Raw genomic sequence first — 15,418 nt, forward strand, 5'->3', positions numbered from 1 at the left:
ACATCACGGCCCTTCGGCCCTTCGACCGGCCGGTCAACACTGTGTTCCAGGACTACGCGCTGTTTCCGCATATGAATGTCGCCGAAAATGTCGGCTTCGGCCTGTCGCTGCGCAAGCTTTCCGGCAGCGAGCAGGCAAAGCGCACCGGCGAAGCCCTCGACATGGTCGGTCTCGCGGACAAGCTTGGCGCCCGCGTCTCCGAGCTGTCGGGCGGCCAGCGCCAGCGTGTCGCGCTAGCGCGCGCAATCGTCTGCGAGCCACGCGTGCTCCTGCTCGACGAGCCACTGTCGGCGCTCGATGCGCATCTGCGCGAACAGATGCAGGTTGAACTGAAGCGGTTGCAGTCGCGGCTCGGCACCACATTCGTCATGGTCACCCATGACCAGACCGAAGCGCTGTCGATCTCCGACCGTATCGTCGTCATGAACAAGGGACGCATCGAGCAGATCGCGCCGCCGGCGACGCTCTATGACCGGCCCGCCACGAAGTTTGTGGCGAGCTTCATCGGCACCATGAATCTCCTGCAATCACGGTTTATCGGCCGCGACGGCGATCGCCTGCGTTTCACTGCCGGCACCCTGCCGCTGGAGGCCGTCGCTGAAACCGGCCAGTCACCCGGGCAAGGCGAGATGCAGACCATTGGTGTGCGCCCGGAGGATTTGCTGGCGATGACCGAAGCAGCGCCCGGCACCGCGCCGGCGCGCGTCAACAGCATCGTCTTTCACGGACGCACGCTGCGCCTCCATGCCGAGCTCGAGCAAGGCGCAGCTGTTGTCATCGATGCACCGCGCCAGGCCGAGGGTTTTCAATTCAGCGCCGGCGACGTGGCGCATATCAGCCTGCGCCGTGGCGCCAACTGCCCCATCCTGCCAGGTTAGTTCATCGATACCTGAAACGGAGCACACGTCGCACGGCGGCTACAAGCAGTCGGGCAACGGTCGCGAATATGCCGACTGGGCGACCCACGATTTTCTCGAGGTCAAGGGCATCATCGGCTACGGGGCGTAGGCTTCAAGTCCAACTCAGCTTCTTCAACCGTTGAACTCGCGGGCGCTGATGCGGAAAGCACCAACGCTCGCTTCGTTTTTGCTTGATTTGTTCCCTTTTTGTTCTAAAATTTCCAGCTTGGCGGAGGTGGGTGGCGCAAAGGAGGAATGACATGAATGAACTGCCCACATTCAACACAGCTGAAAACGGTCAAACATCTTTCAATTGGCATGAGCGGAACAGGCGTCGTCGCACTGATCGGTTGTTCTTCTGTCACCTGATGGAAGGCACCATCGCCGACCCTGTCGCTCTACAAGCGACCGCTTGGCGCCAGGAACTCGGGCTGAAAGGGAAAATAATTGCCAATCACATCTCGCTTGTTGGACTCGGCGACCATGACGGACTGCCGGACGGCTTGGTCGAACTCGCTCACCACATCGGCTCGATGATTGTCGCAAAACCATTCGACGTTTCTTTTGATCGTTTGTGCGCTTTTGGCGGTGGCGCGCTTGTTTTACGCAGCAGCGACGGCAATCCTTCGCTGCAAGAGTTCTGGCGAAACCTCACGGCAGTGATTTCGGATAGCCCGTTAAAGTTCTTTCTCACAAAGTCCATTGAACCGCATATCACGCTGCTTCGCGACAAAGTGGGAGTGCCCAAAATTCGCGAAAGGGCGATTAACCCCATCAGTTGGACAGTGCGGGGTTTTGCGCTCGTCCATAGCTTCATCCAGGAAGGTCGGTACGATGTGCCTCACCATTGGCCATTGACGGGCCAGGACGATGCCCGGCCCGCGATGTAAACGCCTTAAATCATCGTCACCTGGTCCGCGCGACCATCATCCTGACATGGCTTGTCAGCTAAAGCGCGGACTGACGATGGCCGGCCAGCAAATCGTTCCCTATTTGCAGTGCGTCTGAACAGGAGGAACACAAATGACCATCGCGGAAATTGCCAAGGATTTCACCGAGCTGCTCCAGCAGGGCGATCATGTCGGTGCTGCCGAGAAGTACAATGCCGATGATATCGTCAGCCTCGAAGCCATGGAAGGGCCAATGGCCATCGCCCGTGGCAAGGAGGCGCTCAGGCAGAAGGGCCAATGGTGGCAGGAGAACAACGAAGTGCATGGCGGCTCGGTCGAGGGCCCCTATGTCAACGGCGACCAGTTCGCGGTGCGCTTCAAGTTCGACATAACGCCCAAGGCCACTGGCGAGCGTGTCACCATGGATGAAGTTGGCCTCTACACGGTCAAGAACGGCAAGATCACCGAAGAGCGCTTCTACTATTGAGGCGGAAATACCACCGGCTTTAGGGAGCCCGCTCTGTCTGCTGCTGGATTGAAAACAAGCATGACGGCCAGGACCACGTCCTGGCCGTCATGTGAGAAGATCAGATCGTCTTCACATACTGCGCAAGCTGATCGGCCACCGTGCCCCAACCGTCGAAGAAACCCATCTCTTCGTGGTTGTTGCGGGTCGCCTCGTCGCGGTGGATGGCGGTGGCGCTGTAGCGCGTGCCCCGGCCATCCGGTTGGAGGGAAATGACTGCGGTGATGAACGGCTCTCCAGACGGCCGGTAGCCCGGCAGCAGTGCGTCCGTCCAAACCAGCCGCTCGTTCGGCGCGATTTCGAGATAGCAGCAATGGCGGTCGTTGACCTCGTTGCCGTCAGGCGACTGCATGCGCGTCCGGAACAGCCCGCCCGGCCTGAGGTCGATCTCGCAGTCGGTGATCATCCACGGCTTCGGCGTGAACCACTGTTTGACATGCTCCGGCGTCGTCAAGGCGCGCCACAGCAATTCGCGCGGCGCGTCGATGACGCGCTCCAGCACGAGGTCCAGTCTGGGATCCGGCTTGAAGAGATAGCTCATTCTTCTTTCTCCTTGAGGGTCATTACATAGGCGTCGAACTGGTCGAGGCGGCGCTCCCACAGCGTGCGCTGTTCGGCCAGCCAGTTTTCGGCGAGCTTCAATGGCTCGGCTGCCAGTTGATAGGTCCTGACCCGGCCGGTCTTTTGCGAGCGCACCAGTCCGCAGATCTCAAGCACCTTGAGATGCTCGATGAAGGACGGCAGCGCCATCTCGAAAGGCTCTGCGAGTTCGCTGACCGAGGCTGGACTGCGGTTCAGTCGCTCCACAACGCGTCGCCGCGTCGGGTCGGCAAGAGCGCGAAAGATGCCGTCGATCGTTGGAGGGCCGGGAGTTGCGGTCTGAAGGCTTGTCATGGTCGGTGTCGAGGCGCTGTCAAAAGGGGCTCGATATACTTAGGAAAAATCCTTAGTATTGGCAAGGGCAAAACCAAAGGCACGCCGCAGAGCGCTGGCAAAGCGCGCAGAGCGTCCTTAGTCTGCGATCAGATTCGAAATCCGAAGGGCCACTGTTTTGACGATCACGATGTACGGCATCACCACCTGCGACACGGTCAAAAAGGCGCGCGTCTGGCTGGAGGGCCATGACGTGGCGTACCGGTTTCACGATTTCAGGGCCGAGGGGCTGGACGCCAAGCGTCTGGATGGCTGGGTCGGAAAGGCCGGCTGGGAAAGGCTGCTCAACAAGGCGAGCACGACGTTCCGCGAGTTGCCGGACAAGGACAAGCAGGGCCTCGACGAAAAGAAGGCCAAAGCGCTGATGCTGGCTAAGCCGACCATGATCAAGCGACCGGTGCTGGAGGTCGGGGATCGGGTTCTGGTTGGATTCAAGGCTGAGGTTTATGAAGCGGCAGTGAAGTAGCGTAGCGAGACGGCGACGCTGCCAATCTCCCCCGCAAGGGTGGAGATCAGATGTAGCCACGGCTTTCGCCGATGGCCGGCGTCGCAGACGTAGGCGCCTCAGCCCGTACGCAAATACCCTGCCAGCGCCACCGCATTGTTGTGGGCTTCGTCATGCGCGCCATAGAGCAGCGTCACCTTGCCGTGGCGAAGCAGGCCAAGCAATTCACCCACCGCCTCGCCATTTCCATCCAGCTCAGCGCCATAACGCTCCTGAAACTCCGCCCAGCGCGCCGGCTCGTGGCCGAACCATTTGCGCAACTCGTCGCTCGGCGCGATGTCCTTCAACCACAATGCCAGCGCGGCGTCCTTCTTGCTGACACCGCGCGGCCAGATCCGGTCGACCAGAACCCGCTGCCCGTCATCGGGAGCGGGTGGCTCGTAGATACGCTTGACCGCCAGGTCGAAGGTCATCGGCCCCTCCGCAAGTGGTCAGGCCCACTCGCCCTTGCGCATCACTGGCACCTTGCGGCCGTCCTTGTGAACGCCGTCAATGTCGATCTTGTCCGAACCGATCATCCAGTCGATGTGGATGAAGCTCTTGTTGCCGCCGCGCGCCGCGATCTCGTCCTGGCTGAGCGAGGCGCCGTCGACGAAGCACTTCGAATAGCACTGGCCGAGCGCGATGTGGCAGGCGGCGTTCTCGTCGAACAGCGTGTTGAAGAACAACAGCCCGCTCGCCGAGATCGGCGAGGAATGCGGCACCAGCGCCACCTCGCCGAGGCGGCGCGCGCCCTCGTCGGTGTCGAGCACTTTCTTCAGCACGTCCTCGCCTTTCGATGCCTTGGCCTCGACGATCCTGCCCGCCTCGAAACGCACCGAGATCTCGTCGATCAGCGTGCCCTGGTAGGAGAGCGGCTTGGTCGAGGAAACATGGCCCTCGACGCGCTTTGCATGCGGCGTGGTGAAGACCTCTTCGGTCGGGATGTTGGGATTGCAGGTGATGCCGTTCTTGGCGGTCGAGGCGCCGCCCATCCATTCATGGCCGTCCGCCAGTCCGACGGTCAGGTCGGTGCCCGGTCCGGTGAAGTGCAGCGCGTGGAAATTATGGCCGTTGAGCCATTCGGTGCGGCCGCGAAGCGCTGCATTATGCGCCGTCCAATTGCCGATCGGGTCCTCCACATCGACCCGCGAGGCAGCGAAGATGGCGTCGGCAAGCTTGGCTACAGCTACGTCGTCGCTGTCTTCCGGAAAAACCTGCCTGGCCCAGGCGAGGTCCGGATAGGCGAGGATGTTCCAGTTGATGTCGAAGCCGGTGATCTTTTCCAGCGCCGGCTGGTAGGCCATCGAATTGGCCTTGTTGGCACGTGCCACTTTCGCCGGATCCTGCGCCGACAGCAGCGACGGATCCTCGCCGCGTACGGCCAGCCTTGCCGCATTGTTGGAAAAGGCCTTCGCCATGCCTTCATAAAGCCAGCCGGCGGCGCGGTCGAAGCTCGCATCGGCGCCGAAGCGGTAGCGCGCCAGCGTCATCTCGTCATCGTTGAAGATCGGCGTCACCAGCCCGGCACCGGCCTTGTAGGCGTGCTCGACGATCCGCCTGGTTAGCGGCAGCGCCGCGATGGAGGATGTTAGCACCAGATCCTGTCCTGGCTGCAATTGCAGCCCGACCTTGATGGCAACTTCCGCCAGCCTGTCGAGCTTCACCGGGTCGATCGATGCGGAAACGCCGCGCGTATGTGTGGTCATGATCCTGCCTGCCGTAATGTTTTGATATGGTCTTACATAGACCGCAGTCCGCATCCTTTCCACCGCGATTGCGCTGGGCCAGACCTAGGCCGCGCTTTCAAGCGACCTGAACTGCGCCATTGTCGCCTCGATCTCCTCGCGGACCCAGACCTTGAAATCCCTGACCTTGCGGCTTTCAGACCGGGTGGCGGAGGTCACCAGCCAATAGCCGAGCCCACTCTGAGCGCGGATTCCGAAAGGCGCCACGAGCCGCCCATCGGCCAGCGCATCCGCGGTGAGCAATTGCCAGCCCAGCATCACGCCATGGCCGGCAATCGCCGATTCCAGGCAAAGCATCGGGTCGGTGAAACGCGCCCCCTTCAGGAAGGTGACCGGTGGAACACCAGCCGCCTCGAACCAGCTTTCCCAGTTGATCATCGCCCGCTCGTCGGTGATGGCGCAGGTCTGGGCAAGGTCCTCGATCGACTTCAGTTTTTGGGCGATCGCCGGCGCGCAGACCGGGAAGACTTCCTGCGTCAGGAGTAGTTCCGTGCGCACGCCCGGCCATTTGCCGTCGCCGAGCCGGATGGCGATGTCGATGTCTGAGTGATCGAGATTGGCCAACCGCACCGACGCGTCGATGCGCAGCAGCACGTTGGGATGCCGGTCGAAGTGACGCGACAGTCGCGGCAAAAGCCATTTCGAGGCAAAGGCCGGCGCCACCGAAACCACCAATGTGCACTGCGTCGCCTCATCGGCCAGCGCCACGGCCTGGGCTAGCTCGCGAAATCCGGCACCGAGGCGGGCAGCGAAAACGGCGCCGAATTCGGTCAGCACGAGACCGCTCGCCGTCCGCTCGAACAGCGCCTGGCCGAGCTGCTTTTCGGTGCGGCTTATCTGCTGGCTGACGGCGCTGACGGAAACGGTGAGCTCGCCGGCCGCCGCGGCTAGGGAGCCGAGACGGGCAACGGTTTCGACGGCGCGAAGGCCGTTGAGATGGACGCGATTGAGCATGGCCATTTGAGTTTTTCTAAACCGATCCGGCTGAAATCTCAATTGAAAGACATATCGAAACGGCAGACTTATTGGCGGGAGACAGGCCCACGGAGCCGGAAATGCTGAGGATGTTGTCGTCGCTGAAGGTCTTGTTCGCCGCGAATACGCCGTATGAGCCGTGCCGTGAAGGCGAGACTCAGAGATGGCTGATCGATCCGCTTTCGCACCCAGTGCTGAACACCATGTCGGAGCGCGAACTTGGTGATGTGCCGTTCAGGCTGACGGCGCGGCGGACCGTGCACGAAACGACTTCATTGCGTGCCGCTCCCGGTGGACGCTGCTGAGCGGACGCCAAGGGTTCCGGCTTAAGCAGAAGTCGAGACGATCGCGCCGCCTCGCGGTTGCGCTGGCCCAACAAAAGGCGGATTGTTTCACCGGCTCGCGCACTTATTGTGCGCTGCAATGATATCGCCCACCTCAACAGCGCTGCGCTACGCTTTCGCCGGCATGATTGCCCTGGCCGTCGCCATGGGCATCGGCCGCTTCGTCTATACGCCGATCCTGCCTGGCATGATGGAGGAGATCCACCTGTCGCCGGCCGATGCCGGCTGGATCGCCTCTGCCAACTATCTCGGCTATCTCGTCGGCGCGCTGGCGGCGGCGGGCGGCTGGGCGCATGGGCGCGAGCGCCTGCTGATGCTGTCGGGTCTCGGTGCCAGCACTGTCCTAGCCGCACTGATGGGCCTGACTGACGCGATGGTCGCCTTTCTCATCATCCGCTTTCTTGCCGGTCTGGCCAGTGCCTTTGTCATGGTGTTCATGGCCAGCATCGTTTTCAGCCATATCGCCGCTGTCGGTCGAGGTGACTTGCAGGCCTGGCACTTCGGCGGCGTTGGCCTCGGCATCGCGGTGTCCGCGGCGATGATGGCTGTCCTGGTCACCGAACATGCCGGCTGGGCAGCAGGTTGGCTGTGGTCGGCGGCAATTTCGGCTTGCGGTTTCGTGGTCGTGGCGCTGCTGGTGGACGAGGGTCCGCTCGCCAATGGCGAAACTGGCCCTGAGCCGGCATTGCCGAAAGACCGGTCGCTGCTGAAAATCATCATTGCCTACGGCCTGTTTGGGTTTGGCTATGTGGTGACGGCGACATTCCTGGTCGCCATCGTCCGGCAAGGCGGCGGTAGCCGCGTCTTCGAGGCTGTTGTGTGGATGGTCGCCGGCCTTGCCGGATTTCCCTCGACCTGGCTCTGGCAGAAGATCGCCGTACGGATCGGACTCTATGTCGCCTATGCGCTGGCGTGTTTCATCGAAGTTGTCGGCGTCACGGCAAGCGTCGCCATCGGCGGACGCACCGGGCCGCTGCTTGGCGGCCTGCTGCTCGGCGTCACCTTCATTGCCATCACCGCGCTTGGTCTGCAGGCCGCACGGCAGCTGGCGCCAATGGCGCCACGCCGGATCTTTGCCGTGATGACGGCCTCATTCGGACTTGGCCAGATCATCGGTCCGGTTGCCGCTGGGTTTCTGGCGCAGGCGTCAGGTGATTTCTTCCTCGCCTCGATTGTCGCGGCCGGCGCTCTTGTCGTTTCCGGCGCCATCACATGGTCGGCTGCGCAAAAATCGCCATGATTGTGGGCTTGCTGTGCCGGGCATCGGGCACGGGCATTTTCTTTCCCACTAATGTGTGACTTTATGCCCGCCGTAGTCAGCTGATTTGCGCCTAGATCGAGGAATTCGCCACAGTGTTCGTATCCTTTTTCCCGCAGCCGAAGCTCTTCTTCACTTCGGCCGCCGTCTGGAGCCTTGCGGCGATCCTGTTCTGGTTTTTCGGTGGTGAGCAGTTGGGCGCGGTTTTCGGGCTGCCGCCAGCGGCAGCAGGCGCGCCGCCCATCATTGGCATCGCCATCCTCGTATCGAAGCCGTTCCTCTGGTTCTATCTCTACTTCGCGTTCTGCGTGCTCGTCTTCTACGCATTCTGGAGCTGGTATTCGCCGCATCCGTGGCAGCGCTGGTCGATCCTGATGACCGCGGTCATCCTGTTCTTCATCTATTTCAATGTGCAGGTCAGTGTCGCCGTCAACGCCTGGTACGGGCCGTTCTTCGACTATGTGCAGGGACTGATGTCGGGGACTGGAAAGTCGACCAACGGCGAATTTTACATCGGATTGGCCGATTTTTCGTGGCTAGCTCTGGTCGGCATGAATGTGCAGGTGGTCAATGCCTTCATCGTCAGCCACTGGATCTTCCGCTGGCGCACGGCGATGAACAACTACTTCGTCGAGAACTGGGGCAGGCTACGCCATATCGAGGGTGCCTCGCAGCGTATCCAGGAAGACACGATGCGGTTCTCGCAGATCATGGAAGATCTCGGCTCCAGCTTTGTCCAGTCGATCATGACCTTGATCGCATTCCTGCCGGTCATGATCCAGTTGCAGGCTCATATCACCGAGTTGCCGATTATCGGCGCAATCCCGCAGCCATTGGTGGTCGCAGCTCTTGCCTGGTGTCTGTTCGGGACGATCTCGGTCATGATTGCCGGCCTGAAACTTCCAGGGCTGCAATTCCGCAACCAGCGTGTCGAAGCCGCCTATCGCAAGGAACTCGTCTACGGCGAGGATCACGCGGACCGAGCCCAGCCAGCCACCACTGCCGAACTGTTTTCGAATGTTCGTCACAATTATTTCAGGCTTTATTTCCACTACATCTATTTCAACGTCGTCCGCTACACCTACCTGCAGGCCGACAACATTTTCTCGCTGCTGATCCTGGGTCCCTCGCTGGTGGCGCACAAGATAACGTTCGGCGCGCTGAACCAGATTTCGAACGCGTTCGGCAAGGTGACGGGTTCGCTGCAGTTTCTGCTCACCTCCTGGTCGACCATCGTCGAACTGCAATCGGTCCACAAACGCCTGCGCGCCTTCGAGGCGACGCTGCAAGGCGAGCCGTTGCCCGATATCGACCAGCGCTATCTGGCAAGACAGGGCGCCGAGGATCCGGCCTAAAGACCGGGTTTTTGGAAATCGAACCGGGTTGGCGGCTCAGTCGCCGACCGAAGCCTGCTTCTGGGCAGCATCCTGGCGCGATATGTAGTCGCGAAAACTGATGCACTCGACATCCTGCTTGACGCAGACCTCGCCGGCAAAATGCTCCAGCGCGTTCCAGTAGGCGCCGTCATTCATCAGCGCGAAGTGGAAGCCGAGTTCCAGCGGAATGCGCTTGCCCGCATACTGCTTGTCGAAGGCGGCGCGGAAGGCGTCATAGGTCCGTTTGGCGAACTCGTCCGCCTTGCTTGGCCGCTCGAAGCCGCCGGAATGTCTGACATAGAGATTGTAATCCATGGCGATCACCGGCCTTGATTTCGGTCCTTCCGGAATCTGCGGTAGCGAAAAGTGCATGATGCCGTTGCTGGCCGCCGGCCGGGCAGGGCCCTGTGAGACGCCGCTCGCGTCGAACTGATAGCCGGCCGCCGGCAGCGCTTCATAAAGCGCCTTGCCAGTCGACAGATACGGCGCGCGAAAGCCGACAACCGCATGCCGCGCGAAATCGCGCCAGCCCTCGGGTTCGGGCGCAATGCCGTTGATCGCATAGGCGTTCTCGAGAATGTGCTCGAAGGAACTGAACTCTTTCAACCAGTCGGCCTTGCTCCAGTCCTTGCCGTCGAAATGGCCGCAGCCATGGCTGGCGATATCGTGTCCTTCATGCACGGCAAGGCCGATCTGCTCAAGCCGTTCAGTGACTTCCTGCTTCGAGGCGGCAAAGCCGATGTTGGATTTGCCGGCGCTTTTGCCGGGTGCGGTGTATTCCGCGCGTGTTTCCGGCGACAGCAGGAAGACGCAGGAGAGAAAATAGGTGAAATGCGCGCCGGTACGCTGCGCCAGCGCCCGGCTGCGCTTCCACTGCGAAATGTCGCGGGCACTGTCGAACGAGATGATGACGACCTGTTTCGGCTTTGTCGGCGCTGGTGGCGCGGGCGGATCGGCCAAAGCCGCCCCGGCAGTGGCGAGCGCGGCGAGGGAAAACGCAACAACGCGGAACGGACGGTACATCGGCAATCTGATCTGCACTCTAGGGGACGTATCGAAGCCGGCTATCGCCTAAATGTGGCGTGGGTGCGATTGGCCTTTTCGGCTGCTTGCCCGGGGCAAACATCCGTTTGCCCTCGGGAATAGGCGATTTTCCGGTTGAACCCCTTCCATGCCGACAAAATTTCGCTAAAACGCGGGCTGACAAAGGCCCGACCGGGCAGGAATGGTTTTGATTGATGTCCGACGACAGTTTTATCCGTGAAGTCAACGACGAGATTCGTCGCGAACAGGCGCAGGCGCTGTGGGACCGTTTCGGTCCCGCCTTGATAGTCGTTGCGATCCTCGTGGTGCTCGGCACCGCCGCCTTCGTTGGCTATCGCTATTGGGACGAGACGCGCGCCAACCGCTCGGGCGATGCGTTCTCGCAGGCGCTGAAGCTCGCCAATGACGGCAAGAGCGACGAAGCGCTGACCGCACTCGATCAGTTGGAGAAGGATGGCTACGGCGCCTATCCGTTGCTCGCCCGCATGCGCGGCGCGACCGTCAAGGCCAACAAGGGCGACATCGACGCCGCCGTCAAGGATTTCGACGAAGTCGCCGCCGACACGGCTATTCCCCAGGGCATTCGCGACATGGCGCGGTTGCGGGCAGCACTCCTGCTTGTCGACCATGGCTCCTTTGCCGATGTCTCCAGCCGTGTCGAGGCGCTCACATCCGACACCAACACGCTGCGCCATACGGCGCGCGAGGCACTCGGCCTTTCCGCCTGGAAGGAAGGCAAGACCCAGGATGCGCTGAAACTGTTCGACCAGATCGCCGCCGATGACGGCGCCCCGCGCAACACCCGCGAGCGCGCAACGTTGATGTCCGAACTGATCCGCGGGTCGGGCAGTGCGTCGTGACCTTCAAAGTCGCCATCATCGGCAGACCTAACGTCGGCAAATCGACTCTTTTCAATCGGCTGGTGGGAAGGAAGCTGGCGCTTGTCGACGACACGCCGGGCGTCACCCGCGACCGTCGCGTCCATACCGCCAAGCTTTACGACCTGCATTTCGATGTCATCGACACCGCCGGCTTCGAGGACGCGGGCGCCTCGACCTTGCCCGGCCGCATGCGTGCGCAGACCGAGATCGCCATCCGCGAGGCCGACCTGATCTTCTTCACCATCGACGCCAAGTCCGGGCTGTTGCCTGACGACAGGACCTTCGCCGAGATCGTGCGCAAGTCCGGCAAGCCGGTCGTGCTGGTCGCCAACAAGGCCGAGGCGAAGGGCGCTCAGGGCGGCATGCTGGAGGCCTGGGAACTCGGCCTTGGCGAACCGATCCCGGTTTCGGCCGAGCATGGCCAGGGCATGCCCGACCTGCGCGACGCCGTGATCGGCGCGCTCGGCGAAGCGCGTGCTTTCGGCGAAGAAGATGGCGAAGACGAAGAAGTCGCTGCTGGCGAGGTTCTGATCGGCGAGGATATCGCCGACCCGGATGCCGAGCACACCTATGACGACACCAAGCCGATGCGTATCGCTGTCGTCGGCCGTCCCAATGCCGGCAAGTCAACGCTGATCAACGCGCTGATCGGCGAAGAACGGCTGCTCACCGGACCGGAAGCCGGCATCACGCGTGATTCGATCTCCGTCGACTGGGACTGGCATGGCCGCCGCCTGAAACTGTTCGATACGGCCGGCATGCGCCGCAAGGCCAGGATCCACGAAAAGCTAGAAGTGATGTCGGTGCAGGACGGCCTGCGCGCTATCCGCTTCGCCGAGATCGTCATCATCGTCCTCGACGCCACCATTCCCTTCGAGAAGCAGGATCTGCAGATCGCCGACCTGATCATCAGGGAAGGCCGGGCGCCGGTGATCGCCTTCAACAAATGGGATCTGATCGACCATCCCCAGGAGCTTCTGGCCGAACTGCGCGAGAAGACGGAACGTCTTCTTCCCCAGGCGCGCGGCCTCCAGGCCGTACCGGTCTCCGGCGAGACCGGGCGCGGTCTCGACAAGCTGATGGATGCCGTCATCAGGACCCACAAGGTGTGGAACAGCCGCGTCTCGACCGGCAAGCTCAACCGCTGGCTGGAAGGCATCCTGGCGCACCACCCGCCGCCTGCCGTGGCCGGGCGCCGGCTGAAGGTCAAATACGTCACCCAGGCCAAGACCCGGCCGCCGGGTTTCGTCGTCCAGTGCTCGCGGCCCGATGCGATGCCGCAATCCTATGTCCGCTATCTCTCCAACAGCCTGCGCGAAGCCTTCGACATGCCAGGCGTGCCGATCCGCATCGCGCTGCGCACGTCGGACAATCCCTTCGCAGGCAGGTCCAACAAGAAGCGAAGCTGATTGTCATCGGCGCCCCCTTGGTGCGCCATGATCACGCCACGCTGCGCAGGTCGCTGGCCCGCGTATTCTCAGGCAGCGCTTGCCGCGCGGCGTCCAGCAGGATGTCGGCGAGGCGGGCCGCCACCGGCTCGGCCTCGGCGTCCTTGCGATGCAGGAACAAGGACATCTTAGGCAGCGCCGGCAATCCGGCGATCTCAGGCGTCATCGCGCTGACGCTGGCCGGCAGGCCGATGTCGGTCCGGATCGTCAGCCCCAGCCCCGCCGCAACCGCTGCCCAGATGCCGCCAAGGCTCGGGCTGGAAAAGGCCATCCGCCACGACAGGCCGGCGCGGTCGAGCGTTTCGGTTGCCACCGTGCGCAACAGGCATGGCGCTTCGAGCGCCACCAGCGGCAGTGGCTCACTGTGGCGCAGGCTGGTCTCGATGCGCCTGGTCGGGCCGATCCAGCGCATCTGCACATCGGCGACGTGCTCGCTGTAAGGCAGCGTCTCGCCGCAGTGCCAGGCGAGCGCGATGTCGAGACTGCCTGACACGATTCGCTCGGCGAGTTCATGGCTGCGCGCGATCCTGGCTTCGATCTTGACCTTGGGATGCGCCCGGGCGAAGCGGCCGAGCACGTCCGGCAGCACCGCCTCGCCGAAATCCTCCTGCAGGCCGAGCCTTACCCAGCCCTCAAGCTCGACGTCATGGATGGCGGATGCCGCCTCGTCATTCAGTTCGATCAGCCGGCGTGCATAGCCGAGCATGGTTTCGCCCGCCTCGGTCAAGGCAAGGCCGCGTCCCGACTTGCGGAAGATCGGCGTCGCCGCCTGTTCTTCCAGTTTCTTCAATTGCGCACTGACCGCCGACGTCGACCGGCCAAGCCGGTCAGCCGCCTTGGCAAAGCTGCCCAACTCCATGCCGGTGACGAAACTGCGGAGGACGTCGAGGTCGAATGTCACGCGTCGCATATTGTTAGTCCTGCTTTTTGTTAGTCCTGCTTTTCAGGATGGTAAGTTTAAAAATTGCTGATTTTAAGGATGAAACTACGGCGCTAGAAACAGACCGTCAAGACCAGACCACTGGCCAGCACGGGAATGAAATCATGTCCGCCATTGTCAATTGCACTGACCGACAGAAGCCGGAACTTCTGGAAGATACCGGCTTCACCGGAAGAGCATTCAAGCCCGGCCATCGCTGGAAGGTCCTGGGCATAGGCGTTGCCGCCAATGCCAGCTTCTCCGCCACTTTCTCCGGCATACCGGCAACGGCGGTCGTGCTTCGTCAGGGCTATCATCTGGGCAATGCCGAGCTCGGCCTGGCACTCGGCCTTCTCGGGCTGGGGGTCGCGCTCAGCGAACTGCCCTGGGGCTTGCTCACCGACCGCTGGGGCGATCGCCGCGTGCTTTTGATCGGGCTCGGTGCGACGGCGGCGTGGCTCCTGGTCATGGCGATGCTGGTTGTCCCGACAAGGAGCGGCATTCCCGATGTCACGCTGCTCTCGGCGAGCCTGCTTATCACCGGACTGCTCGGCGGCAGCGTCAACGGTTCGAGCGGCCGCGCCATCATGGGCTGGTTCCGCGAAAACGAGCGCGGCTTTGCCATGAGCATCAGGCAGACGGCGGTGCCGCTCGGTGGCGGACTTGGCGCGCTTGTGCTGCCCTCGCTTGCCCTGGCTTTCGGCTTTGGCGCGGTGTTTGGGGTTCTGGCGGGCGCATCCGCTCTCTCTGCCCTGTTCGCCTGGCGCTGGCTGCACGAGCCGCCGACGGCGGGCGAGGGCCATCTCGCTTCGGCAACTGTGGCCGGACCGGCGCCGCTGCGCAATCCGGACGTCTGGCGTATCGCGACCGCCATCGGCCTGCTCTGCTTTCCGCAAGTGGCAGTGCTCACCTTCGCCTCCGTGTTCCTGCATGACTTTGTCGGACTGGGAACGGCAGCGATCAGCGGGAGCCTCGCCGCCGTGCAGATCGGCGCCATGGTCATGCGCATCTGGAGCGGCCGCTTCACCGACCGCCACGGCAACCGCCGCCAGTTTCTTCGCTTGTGCAGTGCGCTCAGCGCGCTTGCCTTCTTGGTGCTTTGGCTGCTGGTTCTGGCCGGTCCCGCCATGCCGGGCGGACGGTTCTTCCTCATGGCTGTCCTTCCCGTCGTGCTGATTGTCGCGGGCATCTCGGTCTCCGCATGGCACGGCGTCGCCTATACCGAGCTTGCCACGCTTGCCGGTGCCGGCCATGTCGGAACCGCGCTCAGCCTTGCCAACAGCTTCGTTTTCGTCGGCTTCTTCCTGGTGCCGGTGGCCATTCCGGGGCTCTTGCACCTCTGGTCATGGTCCGGCGTCTGGCTGTCGGCCGCCATCTGCCCCCTGATCGCCTGGCCGATCTTCCTGCGCCCGGCCTGAGTTCGCATGCCGGCCGCAAAACCGCCCGACTTCGGAACCACCACCTCCAGCCGATCAGGAAAACCCGATCGAACCCGTTAACGTCCCATCAAGGTTAATGCATCATTTTGCTCTCCAGTGGGGTCTGTGGCGTTCCTGGAGAGAGTTCCGTGCATCGACGTGTGTTGAAGCGGCTTGTTGCCGCCGCCGGTGAGAGAAAACGTGGCTTTCTGACCCCGTTCGTCATCGGTCTCGGCATCTGGATCGGCTTTCCGACCGTCGCCGCCTACCAGGAC

At 62.3% G+C, this 15,418-nt stretch carries 17 protein-coding genes and 1 pseudogene; 11 read left to right on the forward strand and 7 right to left on the reverse strand.

Annotation, left to right across the window (positions count from 1 at the left end):
* The 3 genes from EN993_RS18890 to EN993_RS18900 all read left to right on the forward strand — a co-directional run.
* Window positions 1–878: ABC transporter ATP-binding protein (locus EN993_RS18890; RefSeq protein WP_164757717.1), on the forward strand; the 878-nt coding region annotated here is incomplete at its 5' end.
* Window positions 879–1,159: 281 nt separating this feature from the next.
* Complete coding sequence (locus EN993_RS18895; protein WP_127264529.1) at window positions 1,160–1,789, forward strand: 2'-5' RNA ligase family protein; 630 nt, start codon at window positions 1,160–1,162, stop codon at window positions 1,787–1,789.
* Window positions 1,790–1,922: 133 nt separating this feature from the next.
* Window positions 1,923–2,276, forward strand: a complete 354-nt coding sequence (locus tag EN993_RS18900; RefSeq protein WP_109662086.1) for a nuclear transport factor 2 family protein — start codon at window positions 1,923–1,925, stop codon at window positions 2,274–2,276.
* Window positions 2,277–2,376: 100 nt separating this feature from the next.
* On the opposite strand, the gene EN993_RS18905 is transcribed toward EN993_RS18900, so the two are convergent.
* Window positions 2,377–2,856 carry an SRPBCC family protein gene (locus EN993_RS18905; RefSeq protein ID WP_109662088.1) on the reverse strand — a complete coding sequence of 160 codons (480 nt, stop codon included), beginning with the start codon at window positions 2,854–2,856 and terminating at the stop codon, window positions 2,377–2,379.
* A complete protein-coding gene (locus tag EN993_RS18910) occupies window positions 2,853–3,209 on the reverse strand; it encodes a metalloregulator ArsR/SmtB family transcription factor (protein ID WP_126068348.1) in 357 nt (118 codons plus the stop codon). The genes EN993_RS18905 and EN993_RS18910 overlap by 4 nt, the downstream gene beginning before the upstream one ends.
* A gap of 169 nt (window positions 3,210–3,378) precedes the next feature.
* Here EN993_RS18910 and EN993_RS18915 point away from each other — a divergent pair, with 169 nt between their 5' ends.
* Entirely contained in the window at window positions 3,379–3,714 is a 336-nt protein-coding gene (locus EN993_RS18915; RefSeq protein WP_245468905.1) for an ArsC family reductase, read from the forward strand.
* Window positions 3,715–3,812: 98 nt separating this feature from the next.
* Here the strand turns inward: EN993_RS18915 and EN993_RS18920 are convergent, their stop codons facing one another.
* From EN993_RS18920 to EN993_RS18930, 3 genes are all read right to left on the reverse strand, one after another.
* Window positions 3,813–4,166: a DUF488 domain-containing protein gene (locus EN993_RS18920; protein WP_109662096.1), complete on the reverse strand. Its 354-nt coding sequence runs from the start codon at window positions 4,164–4,166 to the stop codon at window positions 3,813–3,815.
* An 18-nt stretch (window positions 4,167–4,184) separates the two neighbouring features.
* On the reverse strand, window positions 4,185–5,441 hold the full coding sequence (locus EN993_RS18925) for an aminopeptidase (protein WP_127264531.1): 1,257 nt from the start codon (window positions 5,439–5,441) through the stop codon (window positions 4,185–4,187).
* A gap of 84 nt (window positions 5,442–5,525) precedes the next feature.
* Entirely contained in the window at window positions 5,526–6,440 is a 915-nt protein-coding gene (locus tag EN993_RS18930) for a LysR substrate-binding domain-containing protein (protein WP_127264532.1), read from the reverse strand.
* Between the two features lie 95 nt (window positions 6,441–6,535).
* Between EN993_RS18930 and EN993_RS18935 the strand changes: the two genes are divergently transcribed.
* The 3 genes from EN993_RS18935 (at window position 6,536) to sbmA (ending at window position 9,412) form a co-directional block, all read left to right on the forward strand.
* Complete coding sequence (locus EN993_RS18935) at window positions 6,536–6,760, forward strand: hypothetical protein (RefSeq protein ID WP_109662103.1); 225 nt, start codon at window positions 6,536–6,538, stop codon at window positions 6,758–6,760.
* A gap of 118 nt (window positions 6,761–6,878) precedes the next feature.
* A complete protein-coding gene (locus EN993_RS18940) occupies window positions 6,879–8,039 on the forward strand; it encodes a YbfB/YjiJ family MFS transporter (protein ID WP_127264533.1) in 1,161 nt (386 codons plus the stop codon).
* A gap of 113 nt (window positions 8,040–8,152) precedes the next feature.
* Window positions 8,153–9,412, forward strand: coding sequence for a peptide antibiotic transporter SbmA (gene sbmA, locus EN993_RS18945; protein WP_109662107.1), 1,260 nt, complete (start codon window positions 8,153–8,155; stop codon window positions 9,410–9,412).
* 36 nt (window positions 9,413–9,448) lie between these two features.
* Here the strand turns inward: sbmA and EN993_RS18950 are convergent, their stop codons facing one another.
* Window positions 9,449–10,456 (reverse strand): polysaccharide deacetylase, encoded by a 1,008-nt coding sequence (locus EN993_RS18950; RefSeq protein ID WP_127264536.1) that lies wholly within the window; start codon window positions 10,454–10,456, stop codon window positions 9,449–9,451.
* Window positions 10,457–10,671: 215 nt separating this feature from the next.
* Here EN993_RS18950 and EN993_RS18955 point away from each other — a divergent pair, with 215 nt between their 5' ends.
* Window positions 10,672–11,337, forward strand: coding sequence for a tetratricopeptide repeat protein (locus EN993_RS18955; RefSeq protein ID WP_109662112.1), 666 nt, complete (start codon window positions 10,672–10,674; stop codon window positions 11,335–11,337).
* Window positions 11,334–12,767 carry a ribosome biogenesis GTPase Der gene (der, locus tag EN993_RS18960; RefSeq protein ID WP_109662115.1) on the forward strand — a complete coding sequence of 478 codons (1,434 nt, stop codon included), beginning with the start codon at window positions 11,334–11,336 and terminating at the stop codon, window positions 12,765–12,767. The genes EN993_RS18955 and der overlap by 4 nt, the downstream gene beginning before the upstream one ends.
* Before the next feature lie 31 nt (window positions 12,768–12,798).
* Here the strand turns inward: der and EN993_RS18965 are convergent, their stop codons facing one another.
* Window positions 12,799–13,716 carry a LysR substrate-binding domain-containing protein gene (locus EN993_RS18965; RefSeq protein WP_127264534.1) on the reverse strand — a complete coding sequence of 306 codons (918 nt, stop codon included), beginning with the start codon at window positions 13,714–13,716 and terminating at the stop codon, window positions 12,799–12,801.
* A 134-nt stretch (window positions 13,717–13,850) separates the two neighbouring features.
* On the opposite strand from EN993_RS18965, the gene EN993_RS18970 reads away from it, so the two are divergent.
* Both EN993_RS18970 and EN993_RS37840 read left to right on the forward strand, forming a co-directional pair.
* A complete protein-coding gene (locus EN993_RS18970; RefSeq protein ID WP_127264535.1) occupies window positions 13,851–15,143 on the forward strand; it encodes an MFS transporter in 1,293 nt (430 codons plus the stop codon).
* Window positions 15,144–15,292: 149 nt separating this feature from the next.
* Window positions 15,293–15,418: pseudogene (locus EN993_RS37840) on the forward strand (cell wall hydrolase); the annotation flags it as partial.

This window comes from Mesorhizobium sp. M7D.F.Ca.US.004.01.2.1 (assembly GCF_003997785.1).
In the GTDB taxonomy this organism is placed as follows: Bacteria; Pseudomonadota; Alphaproteobacteria; order Rhizobiales; family Rhizobiaceae; genus Mesorhizobium; species Mesorhizobium loti.